The sequence below is a fragment of the Bacteroidales bacterium genome, assembly GCA_013314715.1.
Taxonomy (GTDB): domain Bacteria; phylum Bacteroidota; class Bacteroidia; order Bacteroidales; family GWA2-32-17; genus Ch61.
On the sequence record JABUFC010000016.1, the window covers coordinates 21,920 to 46,097 of the forward strand.

The 24,178-nt window shown below is 32.1% G+C and carries 20 protein-coding genes; 8 read left to right on the forward strand and 12 right to left on the reverse strand.

Annotation, left to right across the window (positions count from 1 at the left end; all coding sequences use genetic code 11):
* Positions 1 to 37 precede the first annotated feature (37 nt).
* A complete protein-coding gene (locus HPY79_05300; GenBank protein ID NSW45210.1) occupies positions 38 to 4,060 on the reverse strand; it encodes a DUF5018 domain-containing protein in 4,023 nt (1,340 codons plus the stop codon).
* A 122-nt stretch (positions 4,061 to 4,182) separates the two neighbouring features.
* Here HPY79_05300 and HPY79_05305 point away from each other — a divergent pair, with 122 nt between their 5' ends.
* Genes HPY79_05305 through HPY79_05325 form a run of 5 tightly spaced genes read left to right on the forward strand, consistent with a single transcriptional unit; the run spans position 4,183 to position 10,741 of the window.
* Positions 4,183 to 5,583 carry a radical SAM protein gene (locus HPY79_05305; GenBank protein NSW45211.1) on the forward strand — a complete coding sequence of 467 codons (1,401 nt, stop codon included), beginning with the start codon at positions 4,183 to 4,185 and terminating at the stop codon, positions 5,581 to 5,583.
* 2 nt (positions 5,584 to 5,585) lie between these two features.
* Positions 5,586 to 6,908: a radical SAM protein gene (locus HPY79_05310; GenBank protein ID NSW45212.1), complete on the forward strand. Its 1,323-nt coding sequence runs from the start codon at positions 5,586 to 5,588 to the stop codon at positions 6,906 to 6,908.
* Between the two features lie 4 nt (positions 6,909 to 6,912).
* Positions 6,913 to 7,812, forward strand: coding sequence for a sulfotransferase domain-containing protein (locus HPY79_05315; GenBank protein ID NSW45213.1), 900 nt, complete (start codon positions 6,913 to 6,915; stop codon positions 7,810 to 7,812).
* Between the two features lie 2 nt (positions 7,813 to 7,814).
* Positions 7,815 to 9,245, forward strand: coding sequence for a radical SAM protein (locus HPY79_05320; protein ID NSW45214.1), 1,431 nt, complete (start codon positions 7,815 to 7,817; stop codon positions 9,243 to 9,245).
* Positions 9,246 to 9,253: 8 nt separating this feature from the next.
* Positions 9,254 to 10,741, forward strand: a complete 1,488-nt coding sequence (locus HPY79_05325) for a B12-binding domain-containing radical SAM protein (protein NSW45215.1) — start codon at positions 9,254 to 9,256, stop codon at positions 10,739 to 10,741.
* Here the strand turns inward: HPY79_05325 and HPY79_05330 are convergent.
* Positions 10,722 to 12,008, reverse strand: a complete 1,287-nt coding sequence (locus HPY79_05330) for a hypothetical protein (GenBank protein NSW45216.1) — start codon at positions 12,006 to 12,008, stop codon at positions 10,722 to 10,724. The genes HPY79_05325 and HPY79_05330 overlap by 20 nt on opposite strands.
* Positions 11,992 to 13,194, reverse strand: a complete 1,203-nt coding sequence (locus HPY79_05335) for an SGNH/GDSL hydrolase family protein (GenBank protein ID NSW45217.1) — start codon at positions 13,192 to 13,194, stop codon at positions 11,992 to 11,994. The genes HPY79_05330 and HPY79_05335 overlap by 17 nt, the downstream gene beginning before the upstream one ends.
* A 218-nt stretch (positions 13,195 to 13,412) precedes the next feature.
* Between HPY79_05335 and HPY79_05340 the strand changes: the two genes are divergently transcribed.
* Positions 13,413 to 13,817, forward strand: coding sequence for a hypothetical protein (locus tag HPY79_05340; GenBank protein NSW45218.1), 405 nt, complete (start codon positions 13,413 to 13,415; stop codon positions 13,815 to 13,817).
* Position 13,818: 1 nt separating this feature from the next.
* The gene (locus tag HPY79_05345; protein NSW45219.1) at positions 13,819 to 15,633 is read left to right on the forward strand and encodes a carbamoyltransferase; all 1,815 of its coding nucleotides are present in this window, start codon (positions 13,819 to 13,821) and stop codon (positions 15,631 to 15,633) included.
* Positions 15,634 to 15,660: 27 nt separating this feature from the next.
* Here HPY79_05345 and HPY79_05350 read toward each other — a convergent pair whose 3' ends face one another.
* The 6 genes from HPY79_05350 to HPY79_05375 all read right to left on the reverse strand — a co-directional run bounded on the left by HPY79_05350 (position 15,661) and on the right by HPY79_05375 (position 20,929).
* Positions 15,661 to 17,103: a hypothetical protein gene (locus HPY79_05350; protein NSW45220.1), complete on the reverse strand. Its 1,443-nt coding sequence runs from the start codon at positions 17,101 to 17,103 to the stop codon at positions 15,661 to 15,663.
* The gene (locus HPY79_05355; GenBank protein ID NSW45221.1) at positions 17,100 to 18,035 is read right to left on the reverse strand and encodes a glycosyltransferase; all 936 of its coding nucleotides are present in this window, start codon (positions 18,033 to 18,035) and stop codon (positions 17,100 to 17,102) included. The genes HPY79_05350 and HPY79_05355 overlap by 4 nt, the downstream gene beginning before the upstream one ends.
* A gap of 147 nt (positions 18,036 to 18,182) precedes the next feature.
* Positions 18,183 to 18,434, reverse strand: coding sequence for an acyl carrier protein (locus HPY79_05360; GenBank protein NSW45222.1), 252 nt, complete (start codon positions 18,432 to 18,434; stop codon positions 18,183 to 18,185).
* A 3-nt stretch (positions 18,435 to 18,437) separates the two neighbouring features.
* On the reverse strand, positions 18,438 to 19,718 hold the full coding sequence (locus tag HPY79_05365; GenBank protein NSW45223.1) for a beta-ketoacyl-[acyl-carrier-protein] synthase family protein: 1,281 nt from the start codon (positions 19,716 to 19,718) through the stop codon (positions 18,438 to 18,440).
* Positions 19,711 to 20,178 carry a hydroxymyristoyl-ACP dehydratase gene (locus tag HPY79_05370; GenBank protein ID NSW45224.1) on the reverse strand — a complete coding sequence of 156 codons (468 nt, stop codon included), beginning with the start codon at positions 20,176 to 20,178 and terminating at the stop codon, positions 19,711 to 19,713. Before HPY79_05370 ends, HPY79_05365 begins: the two co-directional genes overlap by 8 nt.
* Positions 20,153 to 20,929 carry an SDR family oxidoreductase gene (locus HPY79_05375; protein ID NSW45225.1) on the reverse strand — a complete coding sequence of 259 codons (777 nt, stop codon included), beginning with the start codon at positions 20,927 to 20,929 and terminating at the stop codon, positions 20,153 to 20,155. The genes HPY79_05370 and HPY79_05375 overlap by 26 nt, the downstream gene beginning before the upstream one ends.
* A gap of 136 nt (positions 20,930 to 21,065) precedes the next feature.
* On the opposite strand from HPY79_05375, the gene HPY79_05380 reads away from it, so the two are divergent.
* Positions 21,066 to 22,178, forward strand: a complete 1,113-nt coding sequence (locus HPY79_05380; protein NSW45226.1) for a radical SAM protein — start codon at positions 21,066 to 21,068, stop codon at positions 22,176 to 22,178.
* A 3-nt stretch (positions 22,179 to 22,181) separates the two neighbouring features.
* On the opposite strand, the gene HPY79_05385 is transcribed toward HPY79_05380, so the two are convergent.
* Genes HPY79_05385 through HPY79_05395 form a run of 3 tightly spaced genes read right to left on the reverse strand, consistent with a single transcriptional unit; the run spans position 22,182 to position 24,176 of the window.
* The gene (locus HPY79_05385) at positions 22,182 to 22,610 is read right to left on the reverse strand and encodes a hypothetical protein (protein NSW45227.1); all 429 of its coding nucleotides are present in this window, start codon (positions 22,608 to 22,610) and stop codon (positions 22,182 to 22,184) included.
* Positions 22,611 to 22,621: 11 nt separating this feature from the next.
* Positions 22,622 to 23,512 carry a hypothetical protein gene (locus HPY79_05390; protein ID NSW45228.1) on the reverse strand — a complete coding sequence of 297 codons (891 nt, stop codon included), beginning with the start codon at positions 23,510 to 23,512 and terminating at the stop codon, positions 22,622 to 22,624.
* A gap of 52 nt (positions 23,513 to 23,564) precedes the next feature.
* Complete coding sequence (locus HPY79_05395; GenBank protein NSW45229.1) at positions 23,565 to 24,176, reverse strand: lipoprotein signal peptidase; 612 nt, start codon at positions 24,174 to 24,176, stop codon at positions 23,565 to 23,567.
* Positions 24,177 to 24,178: the final 2 nt, after the last annotated feature.

Here is a 24,178-nt window from a genome sequence, read left to right on the forward strand (position 1 = left end):
GCGGGTTACACAGCCGTTTTTTTTATGATCAAAATTGTTATTGTTTGATGAAATTTACTTTGTATGTGTGATTGTTAGTGCTGATGTTTAATAAATACATACCAGTTGTAAGCGAATGTACATCAATAGCTTCATTTGTAAATTGAACAGGAATAATTTTACCATCAAGGCTTATAACTGTAACATTTGTAATTTTGTCGGTTGACTGAATGTATAACCAGTCAGTACTTGGGTTAGGATAAATTTTAATCGATTCTTTATCAATGGATTGAATGGTTACAGGTTCTTGAATGCCTTTAATAATAATATCGTCAATGCGAGAGGTTCCTGTTGATGCTACAGTAGCTCCAGATACAGAAGTGTCAGATACCATAATCCAACGTAAACTTACCAAGTTTTGTTGATTGCACGTTGCCGGTAAGTTTATTTGATTTAATACGCCTGAGGTCCAGTTGTCGGCACATGTAATTGTAGCGGCATTGACATCCATCCAGTTGCCATCATTATTGAGCATGTACTGTAATTTAAAATCGCGAGGACCTGTGCTCGATGAACGTTGTTTGCTCGAAACATTAATTTCTTTATATCCAATAGTTGTAAAATCGACTTGCCAATATTTAGTATCTGTTCCGGCATCCCAGCCATTGATACGTGCACAATAGGTTGAAGCTCCTGAATAGGTAAACGATAAGGTGCCGGTAGCTGTAGTTGTTAAAATTCGGTTTAGATTAGCTGCAATACCACCATCGGCAATACTATCGTCAGGATTATTGGGGAATGTCCATTCAACAATTGATGTATAAACAGGAGCATCTAAAGAAACAGTAACCGTCCAAACTTTTTGATTAACACCATTTTCTGCAGTAACGGTATATTGAACAGGATTGGTAAAATCTTGAGCCACACCACTGAGCGGTGAAATACTTGCACCTTGTGAAACAGTAATGGTAGGAACTAAGGCTGTAACATCAGTGCCATAGGGCATTACAATATCTACTGTAGCATTGGTAGAGTTAATCGTACTCGAAACCTGATTGGGAATGTCAAAGCTAACAATTTCAGCTTGATTGTTCAACTGTGTTGTAACTGTTACGGTCCATGTTTTAGTAGAATTGTCTTGTGCAGTAACAGTATAAGTTACCGGATTGGTAAAGTCTTGAGCTACACCACTAGCAGGATTGATGGTTGCAAAAGGAGATACCGTAATGGTAGGAATAAGATTTGTTACGTTTGTTCCTATGGGCATAATAATATCAACTGTTGCATTGGTGCTATTTATAGTTGAGCTTAATTGTGAGGGTATATCAAAAGTAAGAATTTCGGCTTCGTTGCTAGGTGCGGCTGTTGTTACATTTACGGTCCATGTTTTAGTTGTGTTGTCGGCAGCGGTTACTGTATAAGTAACGGGATTGGTAAAATCTTGAGCAATACCACTTGCAGGGTTTATGGTGGCACCTGCTGAAATAGTAATGGTAGGAACTAAATTAGTAAGATTGGTTCCGTAAGGCATCAATACATCAACAGTGGCATTGGTAGAGTTAATGTTGCTTGATATTTGTCCGGGGATATTAAATGATAAAATTTCGGCTTCGTTGCTTAAGAATGCAATACCTTTAACATAAATATCATCAATACGTGAAGTGCCAGTTGAAGCAACCGTAGAACCGCCAACTGAGTTATTCGAGGCCATCACCCACCGAACAAATACTTGATTTTGATTATTACAAGTAGCGGGTAAAGTTACATCATTAATAACTCCTGCTATAAAATCGTTGGCTACGGTAATAGTTGTAATGTCAATCCAGTTAGTGCCATCTAAACTATATTGAACTTTAAATTCTTTAGGACCTGTACCAGATGAGCGTTGTTTTGACGATAAAGTAATATCTTTATAACCAGCAGTAGTAAAATCAATCATCCAATATTTAGTATCCATTCCATTGTCCCATCCGGTAGATGTAGCAGCAGTTGTTGTTGCACCAGATACATTAAAAGCAAGAGTTCCAGTTGCAGTACAGGTAATAATTTTATTAAGGTTAGCACTAATACCTCCATCGGCTAGGCTATCATCGGGGTTATTGGGGAATGTCCATTCTACTAATGTTTCAGCTGTGGGAGCAGCAACACTAAAATTAATAGTATAGGTTAATGTAGTGGTTCCATCTTCGGCAGTTACCACAACAGTAGCGATACCTGGCAAGGAAGAAGCTTGTGTAACTACAGCGTTGGCATTGGGGTCATTTGGAGTAGCAGCAACCGTAGGAATGGTGGTTGTTCCATAAGGTAAAACTACATCGTATGTATAAATATTTGCAGCAAAACCGTTAACGGTAGTACCGTCGATGGTTAAATCACTTAGAGTGGCGTCATTATTAAGAGCTATGGTAAAGTTTATAGTATAGGTTAATGTAGTGGTTCCATTTTCGGCAGTTACCACAACAGTTGCACTACCAGGTAAGGAAGAAGCTTGTGTAACTACAGCATTGGCATTGGGGTCATTTGGAGTGGCAGCAACCGTAGGAATGGTGGTTGTTCCATAAGGTAGTACTACATTGTAAGTGAAGGTATTTGCATCAAAACCACTAACGGTTGTTCCATTAACGGTTAAATCACTTAATGTTGCATCAGAAGATAATGCTGCAGCAACACTAAAATTAATAGTATAGGTTAATGTAGTGGTTCCATCTTCGGCAGTTACCAAAATAGTAGCACTGCCAGGTAAGGAAGAAGCTTGTGTAACAACGGCGTTAGCATTGGGGTCATTTGTGGTAGCGGCAACTGTAGGAATAATGGTTGTTCCATAAGGTAATACTACATTATAAGTATAGGTATTTGCATCAAAACCACTAACGGTAGTGCCATCAATGGTTAAATCACTAAGAGTGGCATCAGTGTTTTTAATTGTTAAAACACCATTTATATTGTTAATGCCGTCCCAAAATCCACCATTATAACCACCATAATAATAATTTCCATCATTATATTGGAATCTTGAAGCATAATAATAAGTTCCGGGTGTAGTAATGGCGGTGCCTAAATTGGCCATAAATTCGTCGTTATTGTTATAATCAAGATTAAAAGTAGCCGGTACCCAGTTTGTCCATGTATTAGGATTGGTATTGCTTGTGTTATAACCGATCCAAGCTTGTAAGCCTGGCGTTGCACCAGCTTGGTTGGTTACTCCGTTAATCCATGTTTGAGCATAAACTTCAAAATTTTGACCTAAACTAATATTACCGTTTGGAGGCCATTGTAAATTTGCCCAGTCTATTGGAACAGGGAATAGTGCACCCCAAGAAGTTGCAACGCGGATGCCGTCAATTTGTCCAGGGAATGAATTGGTGCCTTGACGTAAGGTAATTCTTGCTAAATCAGCAGGATCAGTTGTTAAAGCAGAGGTTTGAGTAGCATCAGCAGTAGGTTCTGTTGTCCCAATGGCTGGGTTAACCCAAATACTGGCTACATCGTTGGTGTTTCCACTAATAAGTTCATATTTTAATACAACAAGGACAGGTGTTCCGATCGGGAAATCGGTTGATATCCAGTTAGCTGCTGAATTAGATGAAGTTGCTCTGATACCAATGTTAAATGTATTAGCAGCACTTCCTGCTCTTAACGAAACTCGTCCTACTAAAGTACTGGTGCTAGTACTTGGGGTAAGCGATATAGTATAGTCACCTGTTGTGCTTGTATTTGCAGTAAGCCCTGTTGTTTGGCTTACATTCATTATAAATGCAGCATAAATGGTTGAGCCAGGTGTTTGAGTTGTAAATTGCCGGTAAGCATCTTCGGCGGTACCATACAAAACTTCAACTTTATTACCTATACCGGAAGAAATGTAGCCTGCATAGGTTAAGCTTCCTGCTGATACCATAAGGGGTGATGCTGTTCCACTATATGAAATCCAATTACCACCACTAACATTAGCTCCACCATTAACATCGGTTAATTGCCCTGCAGGATAATCAAAATTTTCTTCAAATAATAGGCTTTGTGCCCATGTTACGTTAGTAAATAACGTAATTAGCAATACAAAACTAAATAAATAAAATTTTCTCATATGTTTTACGATTTTTATTTTGTACAAAAGTATAGCAAAAAAATGAAATAAAGATGAACAAAAGGTTAATAAGATTGAAAAAATGTGATAAAAGCCTTATCTTTGCCATAATAAATAGTTAAATGATAAACAAATTCGTATTAAATAAGCATCAAATAAAAACTTATAATACAATTCGATCTAAAGAGAAACGAAAGCTTTTTTGCCATGCTCCTTTTTCAACTTTGCTTTTTACCGAGTATGGTGAAATGATACCATGCTATTATAATAAAAACATAGTATTCGGAAGATACCCCAAAGACAATCCCTTTAATATTTGGTTTGGTAAAGAAATGAACGAATTACGTGAGCATATAAAGAAAAACGATTTGTCTTATGGATGTCAAGATTGTTATAATTACATAGCTTCAGAAAATTATTATTCAACAGGTGCTTGGAAATACGATTATCTGCCTGTAAATAAAAGTAACTACCCAATTTCATTAGATTTTCAGATTAGCAATATATGTAATTTAGCATGCATAATGTGCAATGGTGAATATTCCCAAACCGTTCGCCAAATGCGTGAAAAAAAAGACAAGTATTTGAATCCTTACGATGAAGCTTTTGTTGAAAAAATTAAGCCTTTTTTACCCTATTTAAAAGAAGCTGCTTTTACTGGAGGAGAAGTTTTTCTTATAAAAATATACTATGATATATGGGATGCTATGGCAGAAATAAATCCTGAAATACGTATCTCAATTACAACCAATGGCACCATACTTAATAGTAAGGTTAAAGAATATCTCGAAAAACTAAAGTTTAATATTACCATTTCGCTCGACTCCGTTCATAAAGATAATTTTGAACAGATACGCCGTTTTTCAAATTTTAATAAATATTTAGAGAACTTTGAATATTTTCAACAATACACTCAAAAAAAGAATACATTTTTTACGGTTAAAATTTGTCCCATGCGTCAAAATTGGCATGAAATACCAGATATTATAAGGTTTCTAAACAAAAAAGATGTGCTTTTTCAATTTAATAATGTCGTGTTTCCTTCTTATGTTGCACTTTGGAATTTGTCGTCAACAGAGCTAAACAAAATTGTACAATTTTTAAAGGGTCAAAAATTCGAGACTAATACACCTACTCAGAATACTAATATAGAAAGGGTAAAAAATTTAATCCTTCAACTTCAAAATTGGGAACAAGAAGCTAAAGAATTTGAAAAAGCTTATCCCGATATAAACAAAAAAGACTCTAAAGAGCTTAGTATAATGCTTCTTCAATCAATACATGAATATTTTAACAAAAATCCGCATATACCCATCGTTAATTATCACAGCATTACGTATGAGTCAATGTTCCAAGAATTGATGCAAAAAATTGATGACGAAGTTGTGCTTAAAAATGCATTTTTATATTATTTTCGTATGCCTGTTAATCGGTTTGTAAGCGAGTTTAATATACGCGATATGGAAAAAATTATTGAACGTACCATTCAGGTTGGACAACCTGTTCCACCGGAAATAATGTAAATATGGATAATAAGGTTCCCAAGCATATTATTAAGGGATACAATAAAACACGTAATTTCTATTGGCGACCAAAGATTTGCTATGCCCCATTTAATTCAATACGTTTTTCGCTTTCGGGCAATATGTATTTTTGTTGTTATAATCGTTTTTATAGCTTAGGCAAATATCCGGAAGTAAGTATTCGTGAGGCATGGAATGGTGCTAAAGCTCAGGAATTTAGAAGTTATATTACAGACAAAAATCTTAGCTTAGGTTGTCATGCTTGCTACACGAAGCTTTTAAGCCAAAACTTTTATTCGGTAGGTGCACGCATTTACGATGGGTATAAGGCTCGAAAACAAGGACCTTCGCTCATGGAGTTTGAGATAAGTAATATATGTAACCTCGAATGTGTTATGTGCAATGGCGAAAACTCATCGCTTATTCGTAAAAACCGAGAAAAGGGCGAACCCTATCCCATTGTTTACGATGAGGCTTTTGTGGAACAAATTAAAGAATTTATCCCTTATTTAGAAGAGGCTCGGTTTGTGGGCGGTGAACCCTTTTTGTCTGAATTGTATTTTAAAATTTGGAATGAAATTATACATATTAATCCTAAGACAAAAATTAATGTATTAACTAATGGAACTATACTGAATGACAGAATATTAGATTTGTATAAAAAACATAATTTTCATATCTCGTTTTCAATTGATTCGGTAAAAAAAGAAACGTATGAATCAATTCGTGTCAATGCCAACTACGACAAAGTAATGCATAATTTCCAAACCATTTATGAACTTTCACGAAAACTCAACAAAGAGCTATCGGTAAATATTTGTCCAATCCAAGCCAATATGTGGGAAATTCCCGACATGATTGAATATTACTCCAAACTTAATGTTCCTATAATTATACATACAGTAGTCTATCCGGTAAATTTATCTATATCAAATTTAACAAAAGAACAATTAAAAAAATATTTAGAGTTTTTAAATGAACGATTAAAGCATAGCAAACAAGAATCAAAAAATAATAGTCATTTTCTTATATGGTCTTCGTTTATTAGTCAAGTGAATTCTTATTATAAAATGGCCAATGAAAAAATCCTTTTCGAAAAAGATATGGTAGATGATTTAGTCGAGAAATTGAAAAATCGAATTAACTCCAATGAAAATCTTAAAGAATGGTTAAAGTTAAATGAAATTCTTTCAGGGATTGAAGATAAAGCATTGTTGAGAAAGATAATAATTGGGTTATTTATTGTAGATAAGTCCTATATTTTGGCTGAACTTAAAAATAGTACTATGGAACAAATTAAACAAAGATTAATTAATATAAATTAGTTTAATGACTCAAACTATAATACACATAGGTTATCCTAAAACTGCTACATCATGGTTTACTGATTTTTTTTATCCCTATGTTCATAATGCTAATGTTAGTTATTCTGACAATATTTTTTATGATATGGATGCTAATCCACCATTTTTTAATATTGTTCATAATTCACCATTGCCACCTAAAGAACTACACATTATCATAGCTCATAAATTTGTTGGAATAGAAAATTTTAAATGGGATCATGGAGTGTATCGCCATTTTTTTTTGAAGCAACTTAAGCAAAAATATCCGAATGCTAAAATAATTGTTTTTATACGAAATCAAATAGATTTCTTAGCTTCGGTTTATTCAAGTTATCTTACACATGGAGGGAATTATACATTCAAAAAATTATTTAAACAAGGGAAATTAGGCGATGGAACTATGTTTGCTTTTGAATACATAGATTATTATAAATTAATTAAATTGTATAAAGAAACATTTGGCGAAAATAATGTATATGTATATGTATTTGAGGAATTTATGAAAAACAATAGAACGTTTCTAGATACATTTAAGTCAACTTTTAATTTAGATATAAATCTGCAACAACTGAATTATGAAAAGTATAATGAAACTTTACGCATTGGGTTAGCACGTTTAATAAAAATATCAAATTATTTTATTCGCAAGGGGGTACAGCCCAAAAAAAACTATTTTAATTTACCATTCCTTTTTAAATGGATGACTAAAAAAAATATTATTGCTATTAACCGATATCGTTTTTGGGGTAGAAAAATGAATAAAGAAGAAATTCTTGGAACCGAGCTTATCGAATATATGAAAAATTATTATAAAGAATCAAACCGAAAATTAATAGATGAACTAGGTATAAAAAACATTGCGGATTATAATTATCCTTTGTAAAAATGAAACTTTTATTTTTAAATAAAAAACAAAATAATATTATTGGTGAGTTAAGCCCCAAAATTATCAGGCAATATAATAAGAAAAGATCCGTCAAAAATAGACAAATAATTTGTCATGCACCTTTTAAATCATTAACTTTCTTTTTTGGTGGTAAAGTCATGGCTTGTTGGCATAATAAACAGTACTTAATTGGGCAAATACCCGAAAATACGATTGAAGAAATTTGGTTTGGCGAAAAATTAAAAAAACTAAGAGAACATATTATTGCTAATAACTTAAGCTTAGGCTGCTTTGAATGTGATAAAAATATTCAAAATGGATTTTATACTTCAGCAGGTGCATGGCGTTATGACTATCTTCCTGAAGCAAAATCAGAATTCCCTGTTTCGATCGACTTCCAAACCTCAAATCAGTGTAACAATGAATGTATCATGTGCATTGGAGAATATTCATCAGCGATTCGCATGCATAGAGAGAAAAAAAATAATTATCGTAATCCTTATGGAAAAGAGTTTATACAACAGTTGGAACTTTTTATTCCTCACTTAAAAGAAGCCTCATTTAGTGGAGGAGAAGTATTTCTTAGTGAACATTATTTCGAAATATGGGAAAAATTTGCTCAAATCAATCCAGATATAGTTGTTTCTGTTACGACCAACGGAACTGTTGTTAACGATCGTGTTAGATCATTACTCAATAAGCTAAAATTTAATATTAATATTTCTATAGATTCATTAGACAAAAACGTATTTGAAAGAATAAGAAAAAATTCACAGCTTGATATTGTTTTGTCTAATCTTCAATATTTTATTCATTATACTCAATCGAAAAATACAAACCTTAGTGTTCGTGTAAATGTAATGCAACAAAATTATCCTCAAATACCTGAATTGATTAAGTATTTAAATAATCAAAATATACGAATACATTTTAATCAAGTAATTTTTCCACCCTATAGTGCTCTTTGGAGTTCAGATGAATCTATTTTAAATAGGATAATTGAATTGTACCAAAAAGAAAGACTCGAAACCAATACAACAATTCAACAAGGTAACAATCAGGCTTGGAATGATTTTATAAATCAAATAAAACAATGGAAAAAAATGTCCGTTCAACATGCTCAAATATTGCAAACGCATAAAAATACGAGTATAGATAAATTAGTAGAATTTCTTTTATGTAGAATAAAAGATAATTTGAAGTCAAATAGCTGTTTTGCTTTAAACGAAAAAGACCTTTTTATTACTTTTGTAAAAACAACTCTTGATCAATGTCAAAGCGAAATAAATAATGATGAGCTTTTTAAAAGAGCTATTATTTTTTATTTAACTATGCCCATCAATCGTTTAATAGATGAATTTAATATTAGAGATACCGAAAGTTTAATCGAGTTTACTAAACAAGCTGGCACATATAAAATATCGATTTAAAACGATTTATGCAAAAAAGGAATATCATATTATTTTATTATCCACTCATTGAGAAGGGTGAAGTTTTTCCAAATATTCCATGGGCGTTTTTATATCTTGAGCGAATGATTCGACATTTAGATGTGGAAATGATTTTATTAGATGAACGATTGGAAAAAGATTTGCCAAAAACATTGAATGAATATAAGGATCGGGTTCTTTTTGCATCGGTAAGTGTAATGATAGGGCATCAGATTACTGGAGCTATCCATTTTACTCGTTTGTTCAGAAGTATATCCAATAGGATTGTGCTGTGGGGTGGATGGTTTCCAACTATTTTACCCGAAATGATTTTAAAAGATGGATATGCCGATTATGTTTGTATGGGACAAGGAGAAATTCCATTTAAATTATTTGTCGAAAATTTCTTAAATGGTAAGGATGTTACTCAAATAAAAGGAATAGGAAGTAATAAAAATGGAGAATTAATAATAAATCCCAATAACGATTTCATTAATCCCGAAACGTTTGAAAAAGTAAACTTGGATTTAATAGATATTAATCGATTAATAGACATTAATGGTATTGTACCAATTGGAAAGAGAAGTGTAGATTATTTAGCCACTTCAGGGTGTCCTTATCAGTGTAAATTTTGTAATGCGGTTCATTTATTTCATCGTAAATGGTACCCTAAAAATGTAGATCAAATAATACAAGATATTATCTATATAAAAAATAAAACAAATATTTCGCATGTAGATTTCCGCGACGATAATTTTTTTGGCAATAGACGGTTTATTCTAAATTTTTGTGAGGCTTTAATAAATGCAAATTTGGGTATTACATGGGAAGCTAATGTTCATCTTGGTTTTTTGCTAAAAAACTTTACAGATAAAGATATGCAGCTTATTTATAAATCGGGTTGCCGATTATTAAGAATTGGTGCGGAATCTGGGAACCAAGAAGTACTCGATTTTATTAATAAAAATACTACAGTTAGCGAAATTTATAAAGCAGTTCGTTTTTTAAAAAAACACAAAATAAAAACAAGATTTCTTACTATGTGTTGCTTTCCATTAAATCCACAAAAAGATTTTTGGGATACTGCAAAGTTGGTAGGAAGATCTATTCTTATAAATCCAAACTTAGAACCACGGTTTCGTTTTTTTGTACCGATACCTCAATCAGAGCTTTGGAAAATTAGTGTAGAAAAAGGCTTCCGATTGCCACCAACAACAGAAAAAATGATGGAATTTTTTACCGATTGTTTTACCTATCACTATATTACGCCGTGGAATAATAACGACTATCTTCAATACTTAAATAATTTTAATAATTTCTATTTTCTTTGGGCTAATCCGAGATTTTATAAAAAATTTCCTAAACACTTAAAACCATTAGCATTGTTGTTAACGTTATTAATTTTTCCAATAGTGTTTTTGCGATTTAAAACAGGAATTTTAAAATATCAATTTGAGGCTAAGATTTTTCTTCGTTTTACTCGTTATGTTCGTTAATTTTTACTGTTAGAATAGCTTTAATTTTATTGACTAATATACTAGCAACTATTTTATTGCCTTCTTGAGTTAAATGGCAATAGTCGGTGTAAAATTCGGTGTTTTTAGGAATATTTTGGATTTCTTTATTGAAATCGATAAACATAAAATTATTTTTTTGTGCTAATTGTTCCATTTGGACAGACAAATAATCATCGAAAAAGTATTTTATTTCTAAACTTATAAGTGTTTCAATTTGTTCTATTTGTCTTATGTTTAATGAGCTAAAGTGCATTCTAACATTGATTGGGCTAATGTTTGATTGGAATAATTGTTCAACGGGCGATAATTGTTTATTGATAGTTCGATGAAGCAAGGGTTGAAGCCCGAAAATAAAAGTGCTTTGATTGGTTTTACATACAGCATTGAAAAAAAGAACTTGTTTTTCAAATAGAAATGAATTATTCAAAAATAGATGTTTATATTTTTGATAATCGTTGTTTAAAATTTTATTGTGTTGGTAGCCATAATAATATTTTAAATTTTCATTGCTTTCTTTTTTAACAGTCTTTTTAATATTTCTAAACCTTATAACGTTTAAAAGGTTAATCGTATTTGAAATGCTTTTGTCTTGTAAAGCCTTAGATATTTGGTATAGATTTATGTAAGAATCAAATTGTAAAGCACATTTAGTATAAGGTGAAATGCCTAAAAAATCGGTGATGTCGTTCATGCCGTCGAGCGAGATTACGATATCGGGTTTGAATTGCGAGATCGTTTCCATGTAATAAATAACCGATTGGTGCACCATTCGTTGAACTCCGGTCGCATTAATGACTTCAATTTTCTTCTGTGGGAACGACTTTTCCAAAAGTCTTTTCAATTGACCTGCAATTGATGATTCATATGAATACACACCACTGGGATATTTTTTAACTATACAATAAGCCTCGCTCTGACCATTGCCGAAAGCCGCAGACCCACCAAATAAGGCAATACGAAGTGTATTTGAGTCTTTTTCAATATTTAAGGGAGGTTCGGCAATAAAGCCATACTGATTGATTACAAGGTCGTTTTCTGTTTTGTTTGTTTTTATGGTATTCGTAAATTTATAATAAGGACTATTGCCAAAAACATAGTAAGGCGATAAGGTGCGATTAAAAAGAGGAAAGGTTAATATATGACTGTTAGTAAATCGTAAAATAACATAAGAAGTTAATTCGAGTAATGATAATGTAATGATGAGAATGTAAAGATAAGATAGTGTTTTTTTAATTATTTTTTTCATATAAAGAGGGTATTAAATGGTATTGCAAAATGGCTTGATAAATGCCTTCTGACATTAGTTGATATCCTTTTGCCTTATGATGACCATCAATAGGCCAGTAGTATTTAGAAATATCTTTTGAAACCTCTATTTGCAAATAATATTCTAATAAATTGCATACAGGAATATTGTTTTGACGAAGTTTTTTAGTATGAATGTTCCAAAGCGGTAGTTTATTCTTTACTTCTTCTATACCAGGATTAAAAACAAATAAAAACTTAAAATGGTGTGTTTTACCTAATGCAACAAATTTTTTAATAGCGTCAAAAATAATTAAACTTGATTCATAAGCATATTCAAATTTGCGTTTTTTGTCAAGTAATTGTTTGTCGAAACGTAATCTAAAAAATAAACGACTAATATAACTAATAGCATAAATAGGTTCCCACCATGGTGATTTTTTGAAAATAACCTGATTGCCTTTAAATCGCTCAAAACCACCACGAATCGCTATATCGAATAAATCGCTGTGATTGATATTTACTATTATCAGATGTGGATTATATTTCAATAATCGGTTAGTTAATAAATAATATTCAAAAACAGGATCGCTGCCACATATACCAGCATTCATAATAAAAATGGAAGTATTATTAAGTTTTCGTTCTAAAAAGCGTTGCCAGGTAGAATCTGCATCAGCACCATCACCTTCAGTAAACGAATCACCTAAAGTTAGTATTCGGTATTTATTTTTTAGTTGTTTATAATTCCATTCTCTATCGCTAAAACCTTCATTATTTAATTTTCTATAGTAAGAAAATTCGGGGCTAGATAATGTAATGTCAATGGTTCGTTTTTCTGTCCAATAGCGTTGATTAGGAGTGTAAGGTGAAAAATAGTGTCCCCAAAAATGTTTTTCGCTTGAAATGGCAGTTATTCCGAATATTCTTAAAAAAAGCTCAGCAAATCCAATGATAAAGAAAATTGAGGTAAATAATAATATTAAGTTTTGCCTTTTTTTAAAATTATTTTTGTATATATGTTTAATACCATATATACAGATTAACCAAAGTGCTGTATAAAAAATAAAAGGAGTCAAATGATTGACACTATTGATGCCGTATATATAAAATCTTATTAGTTGAAAAACAAGTCCAATAAGAGTAACAATGAGCCAAAATCTTGTTTTTAAAAGAATATTAGGCATAAATTAAAATAAAGTATAAATAAAAGGAGCTAAAGAACTGCTTGATCCAAATATCAATAATGCCGATAAAATTATAAGTACAATAATAATTGGTAATAGCCAAAATTTTTTTCTTGTTTTTAATAATTTCCAAATGTCAATTAAGGTTTCCATATGGGAATTTTTACAAAAATATTGAAAATATTGATAAAATAAATTATTTTTGAAAAAAAAACATAATGTCTTCATTTAAAATTAAAGAGTTTTACCCATCATTGTCCCGAGAAAAAGTAAAAGATACTGGAATTATTGTCGCTATATTTCTAATTTTATGGGGCTATTGGTCAAATAATGATTATATTTATATTTATATTATTCCAATATTATTGATTACAATACTTATTCCCAACCTTTTTTACCCTATAGCATTCCTTATATTTGGTTTTGCCAATATTATAGGTAAAATAACTCAGCTAATTATTTTTTCAATTCTCTATTTTTTTTTAATTACTCCTATTTCTCTTTTTCGAAAAGCTTTGAAAAAAGATTCTTTAAAAATATATGGTTTTAAAAAAACAAATAATACAGCTTTTATTGATAGAGAGCACGAGTATACATACTTAGATTTAGAGAACCCTTATTGATATGGACGCAATATTAGGAATATCAGCATATTATCACGATAGTGCAGCTGCCATTATAATAAATGGAGAGATAATAGCTGCAGCACAAGAAGAGCGCTTTACTCGAAAAAAAAATGATGCTTCTTTCCCTGTTCATGCTATTGAATATGTTTTGAATGAAGCGGGTATTCGCGAGAATGAATTGAAGGCTGTAATTTTTTATGAGAAACCATTATTAAAGTTTGAGCGACTTTTAGAAACTTATCATTCTTTTGCTCCCAAGGGATTAAAAAGCTTTGTTACATCTATTCCTATATGGATAAAAGACAAAGTTTTTATGAAAGAAATAATTAAAAAAGAATTAAAAAAGCTTCATATTGCTCATGTTCCTTTATTGTTTACAGAACATCATTTAGCTCATGCTGCTAGTGCATTTTATCCTTCGCCTTTTGAAGAAGCTGCTATTATTACCATAGATGGTGTTGGCGAATGGGCAACCACTACTATTGCTAGAGGTAAAGAAAATTCAATAAAAATTTTAAAAGAAATACATTTTCCACATTCCTTAGGTTTGCTTTATTCGGCTTTTACATATTATCTGGGTTTTCAGGTAAATGAGGGAGAATATAAACTAATGGGATTAGCTCCTTATGGAAATCCATTGGCTGAAGAAACACAGTGGTTTATTGATAAAATAAAAACACACTTGATTGATATTAAAGACGATGGTTCTTTTTTGTTAAATATGTCTTATTTTGATTATGCTACGGGCTTGAGAATGACAAACCATAAAAAATGGGAGCAGTTATTTGGTTTTCCACCTCGTAAATCTGAAAGCCAAATAAAACAACATCATTGTAATTTAGCCCTTGCCATTCAGTTGGTTACCGAAGAAATTGTTTTAAAATTATCTGCAACAGCTTATCAATTAACTCATTGCGAAAACCTAACCTTAGCAGGAGGAGTAGCGTTGAATAGTGTTGCAAACGGGAAGTTGCAAAAATCAAAACTTTTTAAGCAAATTTGGATACAACCGGCTGCTGGAGATGCCGGCGGTGCATTAGGTGCTGCATATGCAGGTTATTTTATTGGATTTAAAAAACCCCGAAAAATAGTTTTCCCAGATGCTATGAAAGGTGCTTTGCTAGGACCTCAATTCGATAAAAAATCAATTGAGAAAGTTATACGAATTAATAATGCTAAGGCTACATGTTTTGAAAATATTGACGAATTATTATGTTTGATAGCCAAAAAAATTGCCGAAGGTAATGTGGTGGGATGGTTTCAGGGTAGAATGGAATATGGACCACGAGCATTGGGCAATAGAAGTATATTGGCAGATGCACGAAATCCTGATATGCAAAAAAAATTAAACCTAAAAATAAAGTTCAGAGAGGGCTTTCGTCCTTTTGCTCCTTCCGTATTAGAAGAAGATGCACAACAATACTTCGATATTGATACGTCTTCGCCCTATATGCTTTTGGTTGTTCCGATTAATAAAGAAAAACAAAACGCTCTGCCTGATAATTATAATGAACTTGATTTATACGATAAGCTTTATTATTTAAGATCAGATATTCCTGCTGTTACTCATGTAGATTTTTCTGCACGTATTCAAACCGTTCATAAAGATGTAAATCCTATTTATTGGAAATTGATCAATGAATTTAAGAAAATTACAAATTGTAGCGTAATTGTAAATACAAGTTTTAACGTACGAGGAGAGCCTATTGTTTGTTCTCCTGATGATGCTTTTAAATGCTTTATGCAAACAGAAATGGATTATTTGGTTATGGAAAATTATCTGTTTGAAAAAAATATATCTAAGGATTTGTAAGTTTTTTATATTAAGATAAAATATAAACTATTTATAGTATTTATTTAAAATATGTTTATATCTTAAATATTTTATATTAAAAATAAATATGTTTCTAAATTCTTCGTCTTTAGCATTTAATAGTAGTGCTAAAAAACCATAAAAATTTGATACTTCAGAATATTCATAAATTGGTTTATTGACGAAATGCTTTATTAACATTAATCGCTTTTTTAATTTGTTAGTATCAATAGCATTAGAAATGCAATATGGCTTTAATTGCTTATGGTACAATTCTTCTACAGAATTAATGTTAAATAAAGATATTTCGCTTGCTAGTTTATGTGCAAAAGGCGTATATTGATTTAAAAGTTCTAAATGTGTTGGGTAAATAGTGTTTTTATTTTTTTCTCTGTTTTTGTCAATCTTTATTACTAAAGAGTCTGAAGCGTTAATACTTAAAATATTCTTTTTATATATTTTAGTAAATAATGGGTTAAGCATGTAAACTAATGCTAATGTATCAGAAAATACTTCTACTTTAATTTTATCTATAAATTTATTTGATTTAATGATAGATGCCTTTAAAAGTTCTAACTCGTCAGGAACTAAATATTCTCTATTATTTATTTTTATCTTTCCTTTTCCTTCAACATCAATAAGAATTAGTGGGTTTTTGATTTTGCCATTAAACCCTTTGGGGATAAATAATTTAGCTTTGGTATTATAAGGATAAAAATCTCTTTTGTAATCAGGGTAAAAAGGGAATACAAAACTCGCTTTTGCTGGTAAATTCAATAAAAAAGTATCGTTATTTGCATTGTTTATTTCTTTAGGCTTATTGTCTTCTCCAGTAATAAAATGATTTGTGTATTTTTTAGATAGTGTTGTTAAGTTAGCCATATATTTTTTTGTTCCATTTTTTTTAAACATTAGTGGAAAATGAATAAGTTCTTTATAATTTAAAATTTTATTACCTTTTTTAAAAAACGTTTTTCTGTCTGTATCAAAAAGATGCCAGCTACCGTTGTAAAAAACTTCGCTAACGGCGTGTCCTTCTAAATGAAGAACTTTAGATTTAAAACCAGCATTATAGAGTATCTGACTAAATATTTCTGATTGCCATCCGCAAATTGCAAAACCTTTAGAATTCAATGTGGTTAATGGTATTGCTCCCCAATCATTAAATAATTTTTCGTGCACTATTGAATTTATAAAAGCATGGAATAAGTTTAAGACTATTTGTTCGCTGTCATTAGAATTTTTATTTTTTCGAATAAAGTCGTTAAGTGAAGCATAAAATTTATTGTTCAATGAAAAATTAAATTCAACGGTGTGTTGATTTTGGTTTTTAATTACAATGAGGGTGTTAACACTATCATCAGTAGTAAAAGTTAAATTCTTAATATAATTAGGCTTTAGTGAATGAATGTTTTTAAATACAAAAAAAGTGGTTAATAAAACTAGAATTAAAAAAAATAGTTTTTTCATTTCATCTTAAACATTTTCAATAAATTAAGCATGTGCCACCATGCCATACATTTCCATGCCTTAAAATAATACCATTGCATCCGATAGCCGAATTTTAAATTATATTTAGCTTCTTTATAAGCTAATGTTTCATATTCATGACCTATGGATAAAAAAATCTTGTTTTTGTATTTTCTATAAAAATCATCATGCTTATACCATTTAAGTAAACGAATGTTGTTGAGTGTAAACTGCTCGGATGATATTTTTTTACTAATACCTTCAGCATGGTCTAAATATGCCGACCAGCACTCGTTGAAATAATAAAATTTACTGTTCTTGATAATATGAAGTTGAAAAGCCCAGCTAAACGAATAGGGTGGGAAATGATAAGAATTAAAGAAGCTGTCGAAATTATGTAAGCGAAAAACCAGTGAGGCAGTCGGTATGATATTCCGCATAATCAGATGGAAGGGATAAAAATCGGTTTCGTAGTGATTAAATTGGCTGTAATATTTATATTTTTTTAAACTTTGAGTTTTTATAGGTCTGTTATGGTTTGCTTCTATGGTTGACAATATTTCTGCATCATGAAAGCAACCCATATATTCTGGATGTTGTTCAAGAAAGTTTAATTGAGTTTGGAGTTTATGTTTGTAAGTCCAATAATCGTCGGCATCGAGCCAGCAAAGATATTTACTTTTAGAATTCTGATATATTTGTTTAGCGCGTATAAACGGACCTTCGTTCTGGTCAAAAAGAAATAATTCAATTAAATTAGGATATTGTTCGCCATATTTTTTTAAAATTTCCTGTGTACCATCTGAGCTGGCATCGTCGAAAAGCAAAAGTTTGTATGAATACGTGAGTTTTTGACCCAATACGCTTTCTATAGCTCTGCTTACAGTGTTTTTATGATTGTGCGATAATATAGCTACGGTTAAATCAATCATAAATAAAGCGTAAAATTTTTTTCATTCAAAGATTTATTTTATGTATTTTAAGACTTAACAATACGATGTATTCAAACTAATTTAAAATATGCATGTTATTTTTTTTAATCGCAGAATATACAATTAAAAAATTCATTAAATGTAATATTATATCATTTTAATTTTATTTTCGATAAGTGTAACGATATCGTTTAAATAAATCAGCTTTTTTAAGTTATCGTTTTCGATTTCGATATTGAATTTTTCTTCCATATCAATAACGATATCTACTAATCGGGCTGAATTGATTTTTAAATCGTTTGTAATATGTGGATTTTCGGGTAAATTTTCGAAAATCTTTTTATTAATAGCATATTTTTTTAGAATTTCAATAATATCTTTTTTTAAATCGTTGTTCATAGTTTATATTTTTTTCAAGATTAATACAGCATTGGTATCGCCAAAACCAAAACTTGATTTAATAGCATATTGCAAAGATATATTATTTTTTGTTTGATGGGGTACTTTTTTTTCGGAAATAAAACGAGCTATTTCTGGGTGAAGGTCTTCACAATTTAAGCTTGGGTGTAGAAATTGATCTTTTAATTGTATTGCAGTGGCTATCGTTTCAATTGCTCCTGTAGCTGCAATGGCATGACCAGTCATAGATTTTAGAGAGTTTATATATGGAAAACTTTCTTTTTCTCTATTAAGTGCATTCCTCCAATTTTGAATTTCAAGCACATCGGCCATTGTAGAGCTAAGATGCCCTGATATTAAGTCTATATCGTTGAAGTGGATATTGGCTTCTTTAATAGCTTCGTGTATGCAGCGTATTACCCCTTCAGAGCTTGGGGCTGTCATGGTGCCTCCTTTTCTTTGTCCGCCACTGTTAATATGTCCACCTACCATTTCAGCAATTATGGGTGCCCCCCTATTAATAGCTGTTTGGTAATCTTCTAAAACAAGCATGCCACATCCTTCGGCTGGTACAAAGCCCTGAGCAGAAGCACTCATAGGGCGACTGGCTAATTCAGGGTGCTCATTTGAATTGCGATTGGTTACACGCATAGCATCGAAACCTGACCAACCAGCAGGAGTAAAAATATCTACTCCACCGACTAACATGCGTTTTGCTAAACCTTGTTTTATATGTCGATAACCTAAAATAATAGATTCGGTCCCTGTTGAGCATGCTGAAGAATTAAATCCGATATAATTGGCTAACCCTAATATGCCGGCTAAATTTGCCGATGGAGCACTGAGCATACTGTGTTCAACAGTAGTACTTCGTAAACGTCGTAAGGTTTTATTGTGGACATTGGGCAATATTTTATGCTCGTATATATCAACGGTTCCTATGGCACTACCTGTAATAATACCAGTGCTGTAATCGGGTTCGTTATCAAAATTTTCAGGAATATTTAAACCTGCATTTGTCCATGCTTCTAGGCCTGCTACGACAGCATACTTAACAACATTGCTGGCTTCGCTTAATAAAAATTGTTCAATATACGAATAATAGGGAGCAGATGCTATATTTATTAGACCGCCTACCTGACAACCAAAGCCCAATTCTTCGAGTATTGGAATTTTTTGAATACCACTTTTGCCTTCTTTTAGCGATTGGGTAAATCTGTGCAAATCATTTCCAATGGAGCTAAGCACTCCCATGCCCGTTATTACAACTCTGTGGTTATTCATAAATTAAAAAACTGCATTGAATTTTTGCCATTGACATTAGTTTGTGTTGTTCGTCGTAAATATGACAAATAGATGAAACATAATTTTGGCGAAAGTATTGTAATTCACTTTCTATAGTAACAAGGCTATTGGGATAAAGGGGTTGAAAAAAATTACCTTCCATTAAGCCTAGTACGGGTTCAAAAGGTAAATTATTCTTGTGTAAACCTAATAAGTAAATACCATGTAAAACACAACCAACTTGCCCCATGGCTTCTAATTGAATAACACCGGGAGTAACGGGTTTGTGTTTAAAATGCCCTTTGTAAAAATCTAAATTTTCAGAAAAATAATAGGTGGCTGTCACTTTTTTTTCGTCTATTTCAATGATTTTATCAATGAAAAAGAAGGGAGGAGCGTAAGGCATTCGCTCCAATAATTGTTTATGTAGCATTTCAGAAGACATTGCTTTCGCCTCCATCTATGTGAATGGTTTCTCCGTTAAGCCAATTTGTTTCGTCAGAGCTTAGAGCAACTAGCACGTTTGCTACATCTTCGGGTGTAGTAAGTCGTTTATAAGGATTTTTTTCGGTGATTTGTTCGATGAAATCAGCCGTATTGGGGAAAACGCGAATAGCTTTGGTATTAACAACGCCCGGACAAAGTAAATTGACCGATATTTGATGCGGGGCAAGTTCGTAAGCCATATATTTGCACATGGTTTCTAAAACAGCCTTGGCGGTCCCCACAGCAGCATAGTGGGGAATAACTCTTCGACTACCTTCACTTGTAAAACCAAAGATTTTAGCCTTTGTTGCAAAAAAGTGATTTTGAAATAACCATTGTGACCATGTTACAAAACTCAATCCCATAGAATTAACCGTATAAAGCAAATCTTCTTCAGAAAGAAAAATTTCTTGGTCGAACAAGGGTTTTATATGTCCATCAGCGACGGAGTGGAGAAAAATCTTGATGGAATGTTCGGGCAATTGACGGATTGCCTGTTTGATTTGCTCTTTCCCCTCGGAGGTGTTGGCGTTTGCATTTACAGTTATTACATCAACATTTGATGGTTTCCAGAGGCTTAAATCGTCTTGAAAAGCTTTTGTTCCTATACGTCCATCACGATGTGCAATTAACAAGTTATAACCTTTTTGTGCAAGAGCTTTGGCGCTCGCAAGCCCCATGCCACTCGAGCCTCCTAAAATAAATGCCCAATATTTTTGTTTCATCTATTTTTTTTTACAAATATAGTGAAATTTTCAAAATCTCATAAAAAAACAGTTTCAAGAATGCATTTTATCACTACTTTTGCATTCGTAAAATGCAACCCATTCATACATAAATAAGTCTTTATAAAAAATTAAAATGTTCCATACCCTATATTTAGAAACTACTCGTCGTTGTAATTTTCGTTGTGAGCATTGTTCGAGTGGCTCAAATCATCCCGAGAAGTGGGAAGAAGACAGAAGTGCCGAAGATATTATTAACAATATTTTAAGGCCAGCAAAGGAATTAGGAACCGAATTTATCGATTTTTCGGGTGGTGAATTCTTTTTAAGAAAAGATGCTTTGTATTTATTAGAAACAGCCCATCAAATGGGTTTCAAAATAGGCATTTCTACCAATGGTTCGTTGCTTACCGAAGACTTAGTGATAAAATTGAAGTCGTTATTGAATAATAATTTGTTGATATCGTTGGGTATCAATTCATTTGATGATGAAAATAAAGCTACACGCTATCGCGAAGTTCAATTTTTTATCGAAAAATTAGACTTGCTACAGCAATATAATGTAAATGTAAACATATCGGCAACGATGGGGAGTTTTAATTGCAAAACGTTTGCTGACACATTAGCCAAAATTAGAGCAATGAGCTTACCGTTTAATCGCATTCCATTTACTCCTCGCAATTCTTCAAAGCCGGAATATATGTTTGATAAAAAGATTTTGAAGGACTATTTGCATCCTGCATTAATGCAATCGCATCATGGTTTTGTGAGCTTTGTCCCTTTCTTTCTAAATCCGAATGATTATAAGGGAATTACCAAAACCAATGGTTTAAGTCCGGTTCCTACATCGCCCTCGATAGGTTGTTGGGTGGGGTCGTTTTATGCTATTAATCCGGCGGGCGAAGTGGCACCATGTCCCTTGCTTTCTGATAATATTTCAGCCGGAAATGTTTATAATACGCCATTAAAAGATATTTTATTCGAATCGGACCTTATGAAACGAATTGTGCATAGAGAAAATTTAGGTGGTAAGTGTGGCTCGTGCAAGTATAATTGGACATGTGGAGGTTGCCGCGTAATGGCTTATTATCAAACCGGTGATGTATTTGGCGAGGATCCTACATGTTTTATTGATGAACTAAGCCCCAATGAATTAGAACAGCTTGAAAAACAAACCCGTAAACATTTTAAGAATTATGTAAGAATGGACGAACTTAGTCGTTCTATTATTAAACAAAAGATAGAATAAGAATTATTCTTTAAAACCGATTAATATAGAAACACAGCCGCTTGCAGCAACGGCAACTTCTTCTTCAACTTGTGGAACTCTTACTTGTACAATAAGTTGTTGTGTTGCATTTGAATGAAAATCCCAATAATTAACGTAATCATGGTCTTTATTGTAAAATAAAGTATTACGTTCAGAATCGAGTAGTTTAAATTCAACTTTACCAAGATTTTCCTGAGAGCAAACAAAAAGTCGATAATCTTGTCCTTTATAAAAGGTAACTACTAATTCGGCAACATCGCCCGGATTTAATACAGCCATATTGAGTTGACCGTTATATGTAAAAGGTTTTATTTGTGGCACGCATTCTTTTTTGGTAAAACCCTTACATTGAGAAAAAACGCTGCTAATTGCAAATAAGGAAATAAAAAGTATCAAGCTTATCGTTTTCATAGTTTTACTATTTACAATTTTACAATATTTGTACGTATTTGTTTAGCTAAAGTTTTAATTTTATCAAAAGTTTCTTTACTAAAAGTAACTTTAGCTACACTATAAATTGTGGTTGTTTTTTTTGTTTCGTCGGTAACTACATTTCCTTTTACGTATTCAATTTTTACATTTTCGTAAAGAGCCTTTAATTCTTCGAGCATGGGCAAATATGCTTGCAAGTCTTTATCATCGGGGTATGCTTTAATAAGTTCAATCATATTTGCTAGTGAATATTTTTGCTCACCAATTCTATCTACAATTTCTTTGTTTGATGGATTAGCGTAATCGGCGATTTGAGTAGCGATGTAAAGCGATTCTATCCAACCACCCAGAATTACTAGAGTAGCAGTATTGCCGCGATCATTATCTTTTAAATAACTATCAGCAGCGGCATACGTTTCAGATATAATTTGAAGCAATGAATCTTTGTTGTCGATATTTTTTTCCATTCGTTGAATAGCTCTAGAGCCTTGTTCTTCGGGTATTTCAATGGCATCGCAAAGTTTCTTTATGCCCGATAAATAATTAATGGCAAGTTGTATTTGGTCGAATAAGCGAACGTAAGAGAGATCGCTGCCAAAAACACCTAACATGAGTGCTTGTTTGCTAATAGATGTATATTTTTCAACATCTTTATACGACCATAACACATCGCTTCTAAATTGTGCACCACTACGTTGTATAACCGACGACATTTCGATGGGCGAGGGTACATTATAGAAAATCTTTTTTACACGATTGGTGTGTACAGTATCGTTTTTTAATGATGTAGTATCTCCATCGTTTAAGTTTTGATTTTGATTATTGTTGCACCCAATAAACAGAAAGGAGAAAATGCTAAAAAGTAAGAGAATATTTTTCATAGTCATTGAATTTGAAATTTGATACAATGATAATGAAAAAAAAAGTATTTAACTATTTTTTAGGAAAAATTTTGTTATAAAAAATTATAATTAAAATTACACCCAATGTAATAGAAGAATCCGCTATGTTAAAAACGGGCCTAAAAAAAATAAATGGTTCGTTAGCCCAAATGGGGAACCACGAAGGGAAATGTCCTTCTATTAATGGAAAATAAAGCATATCGACTACTTTACCATGAAGAAATGTTCCATAGCCGCCATTGGGTGGGAAGAGTTGTGCTAATTGTCCTTCGCTACTACTATATATAACCCCATAAAAAAGACTATCGATAATGTTGCCAACTGCACCTGCCCAAATAAACGAAATAGCAGCAATAAATATAAATTTAGCTTGTTCTTTTATGAGTTTAATTAAATACCATCCAATGCCAATAGCAGCTACAATTCTTAAGAGCGAAAGAATAAGTTTACCCCAGTTGCCATCCGATAATGTAAGTCCAAATGCCATGCCTGGGTTTTCGGTAAAATGTATATAAAACCAGTTGAATATTTTATAATCTTCGCCAAGCATAAAATGGGTTTTGATATACCATTTTAGTAATTGGTCAAATAATAGAACTCCTAGTATAATTCCAACAGCGGTATAAGCTCTTTTTTTAATCATAT

Coding starts and splice junctions, on each gene's coding strand:
- HPY79_05380 (NSW45226.1), top strand. CDS start 21,066: ATGTTCCATACCCTATATTTAGAAACTACTCGTCGTTGTAATTTTCGT.
- HPY79_05385 (NSW45227.1), bottom strand. CDS start 22,610: ATGAAAACGATAAGCTTGATACTTTTTATTTCCTTATTTGCAATTAGC.
- HPY79_05310 (NSW45212.1), top strand. CDS start 5,586: ATGGATAATAAGGTTCCCAAGCATATTATTAAGGGATACAATAAAACA.
- HPY79_05330 (NSW45216.1), bottom strand. CDS start 12,008: ATGAAAAAAATAATTAAAAAAACACTATCTTATCTTTACATTCTCATC.
- HPY79_05340 (NSW45218.1), top strand. CDS start 13,413: ATGTCTTCATTTAAAATTAAAGAGTTTTACCCATCATTGTCCCGAGAA.
- HPY79_05365 (NSW45223.1), bottom strand. CDS start 19,718: ATGAATAACCACAGAGTTGTAATAACGGGCATGGGAGTGCTTAGCTCC.
- HPY79_05370 (NSW45224.1), bottom strand. CDS start 20,178: ATGGAGGCGAAAGCAATGTCTTCTGAAATGCTACATAAACAATTATTG.
- HPY79_05360 (NSW45222.1), bottom strand. CDS start 18,434: ATGAACAACGATTTAAAAAAAGATATTATTGAAATTCTAAAAAAATAT.
- HPY79_05305 (NSW45211.1), top strand. CDS start 4,183: ATGATAAACAAATTCGTATTAAATAAGCATCAAATAAAAACTTATAAT.
- HPY79_05300 (NSW45210.1), bottom strand. CDS start 4,060: ATGAGAAAATTTTATTTATTTAGTTTTGTATTGCTAATTACGTTATTT.
- HPY79_05325 (NSW45215.1), top strand. CDS start 9,254: ATGCAAAAAAGGAATATCATATTATTTTATTATCCACTCATTGAGAAG.
- HPY79_05355 (NSW45221.1), bottom strand. CDS start 18,035: ATGATTGATTTAACCGTAGCTATATTATCGCACAATCATAAAAACACT.
- HPY79_05375 (NSW45225.1), bottom strand. CDS start 20,929: ATGAAACAAAAATATTGGGCATTTATTTTAGGAGGCTCGAGTGGCATG.
- HPY79_05345 (NSW45219.1), top strand. CDS start 13,819: ATGGACGCAATATTAGGAATATCAGCATATTATCACGATAGTGCAGCT.
- HPY79_05320 (NSW45214.1), top strand. CDS start 7,815: ATGAAACTTTTATTTTTAAATAAAAAACAAAATAATATTATTGGTGAG.
- HPY79_05335 (NSW45217.1), bottom strand. CDS start 13,194: ATGCCTAATATTCTTTTAAAAACAAGATTTTGGCTCATTGTTACTCTT.
- HPY79_05390 (NSW45228.1), bottom strand. CDS start 23,512: ATGAAAAATATTCTCTTACTTTTTAGCATTTTCTCCTTTCTGTTTATT.
- HPY79_05395 (NSW45229.1), bottom strand. CDS start 24,176: ATGATTAAAAAAAGAGCTTATACCGCTGTTGGAATTATACTAGGAGTT.
- HPY79_05350 (NSW45220.1), bottom strand. CDS start 17,103: ATGAAAAAACTATTTTTTTTAATTCTAGTTTTATTAACCACTTTTTTT.
- HPY79_05315 (NSW45213.1), top strand. CDS start 6,913: ATGACTCAAACTATAATACACATAGGTTATCCTAAAACTGCTACATCA.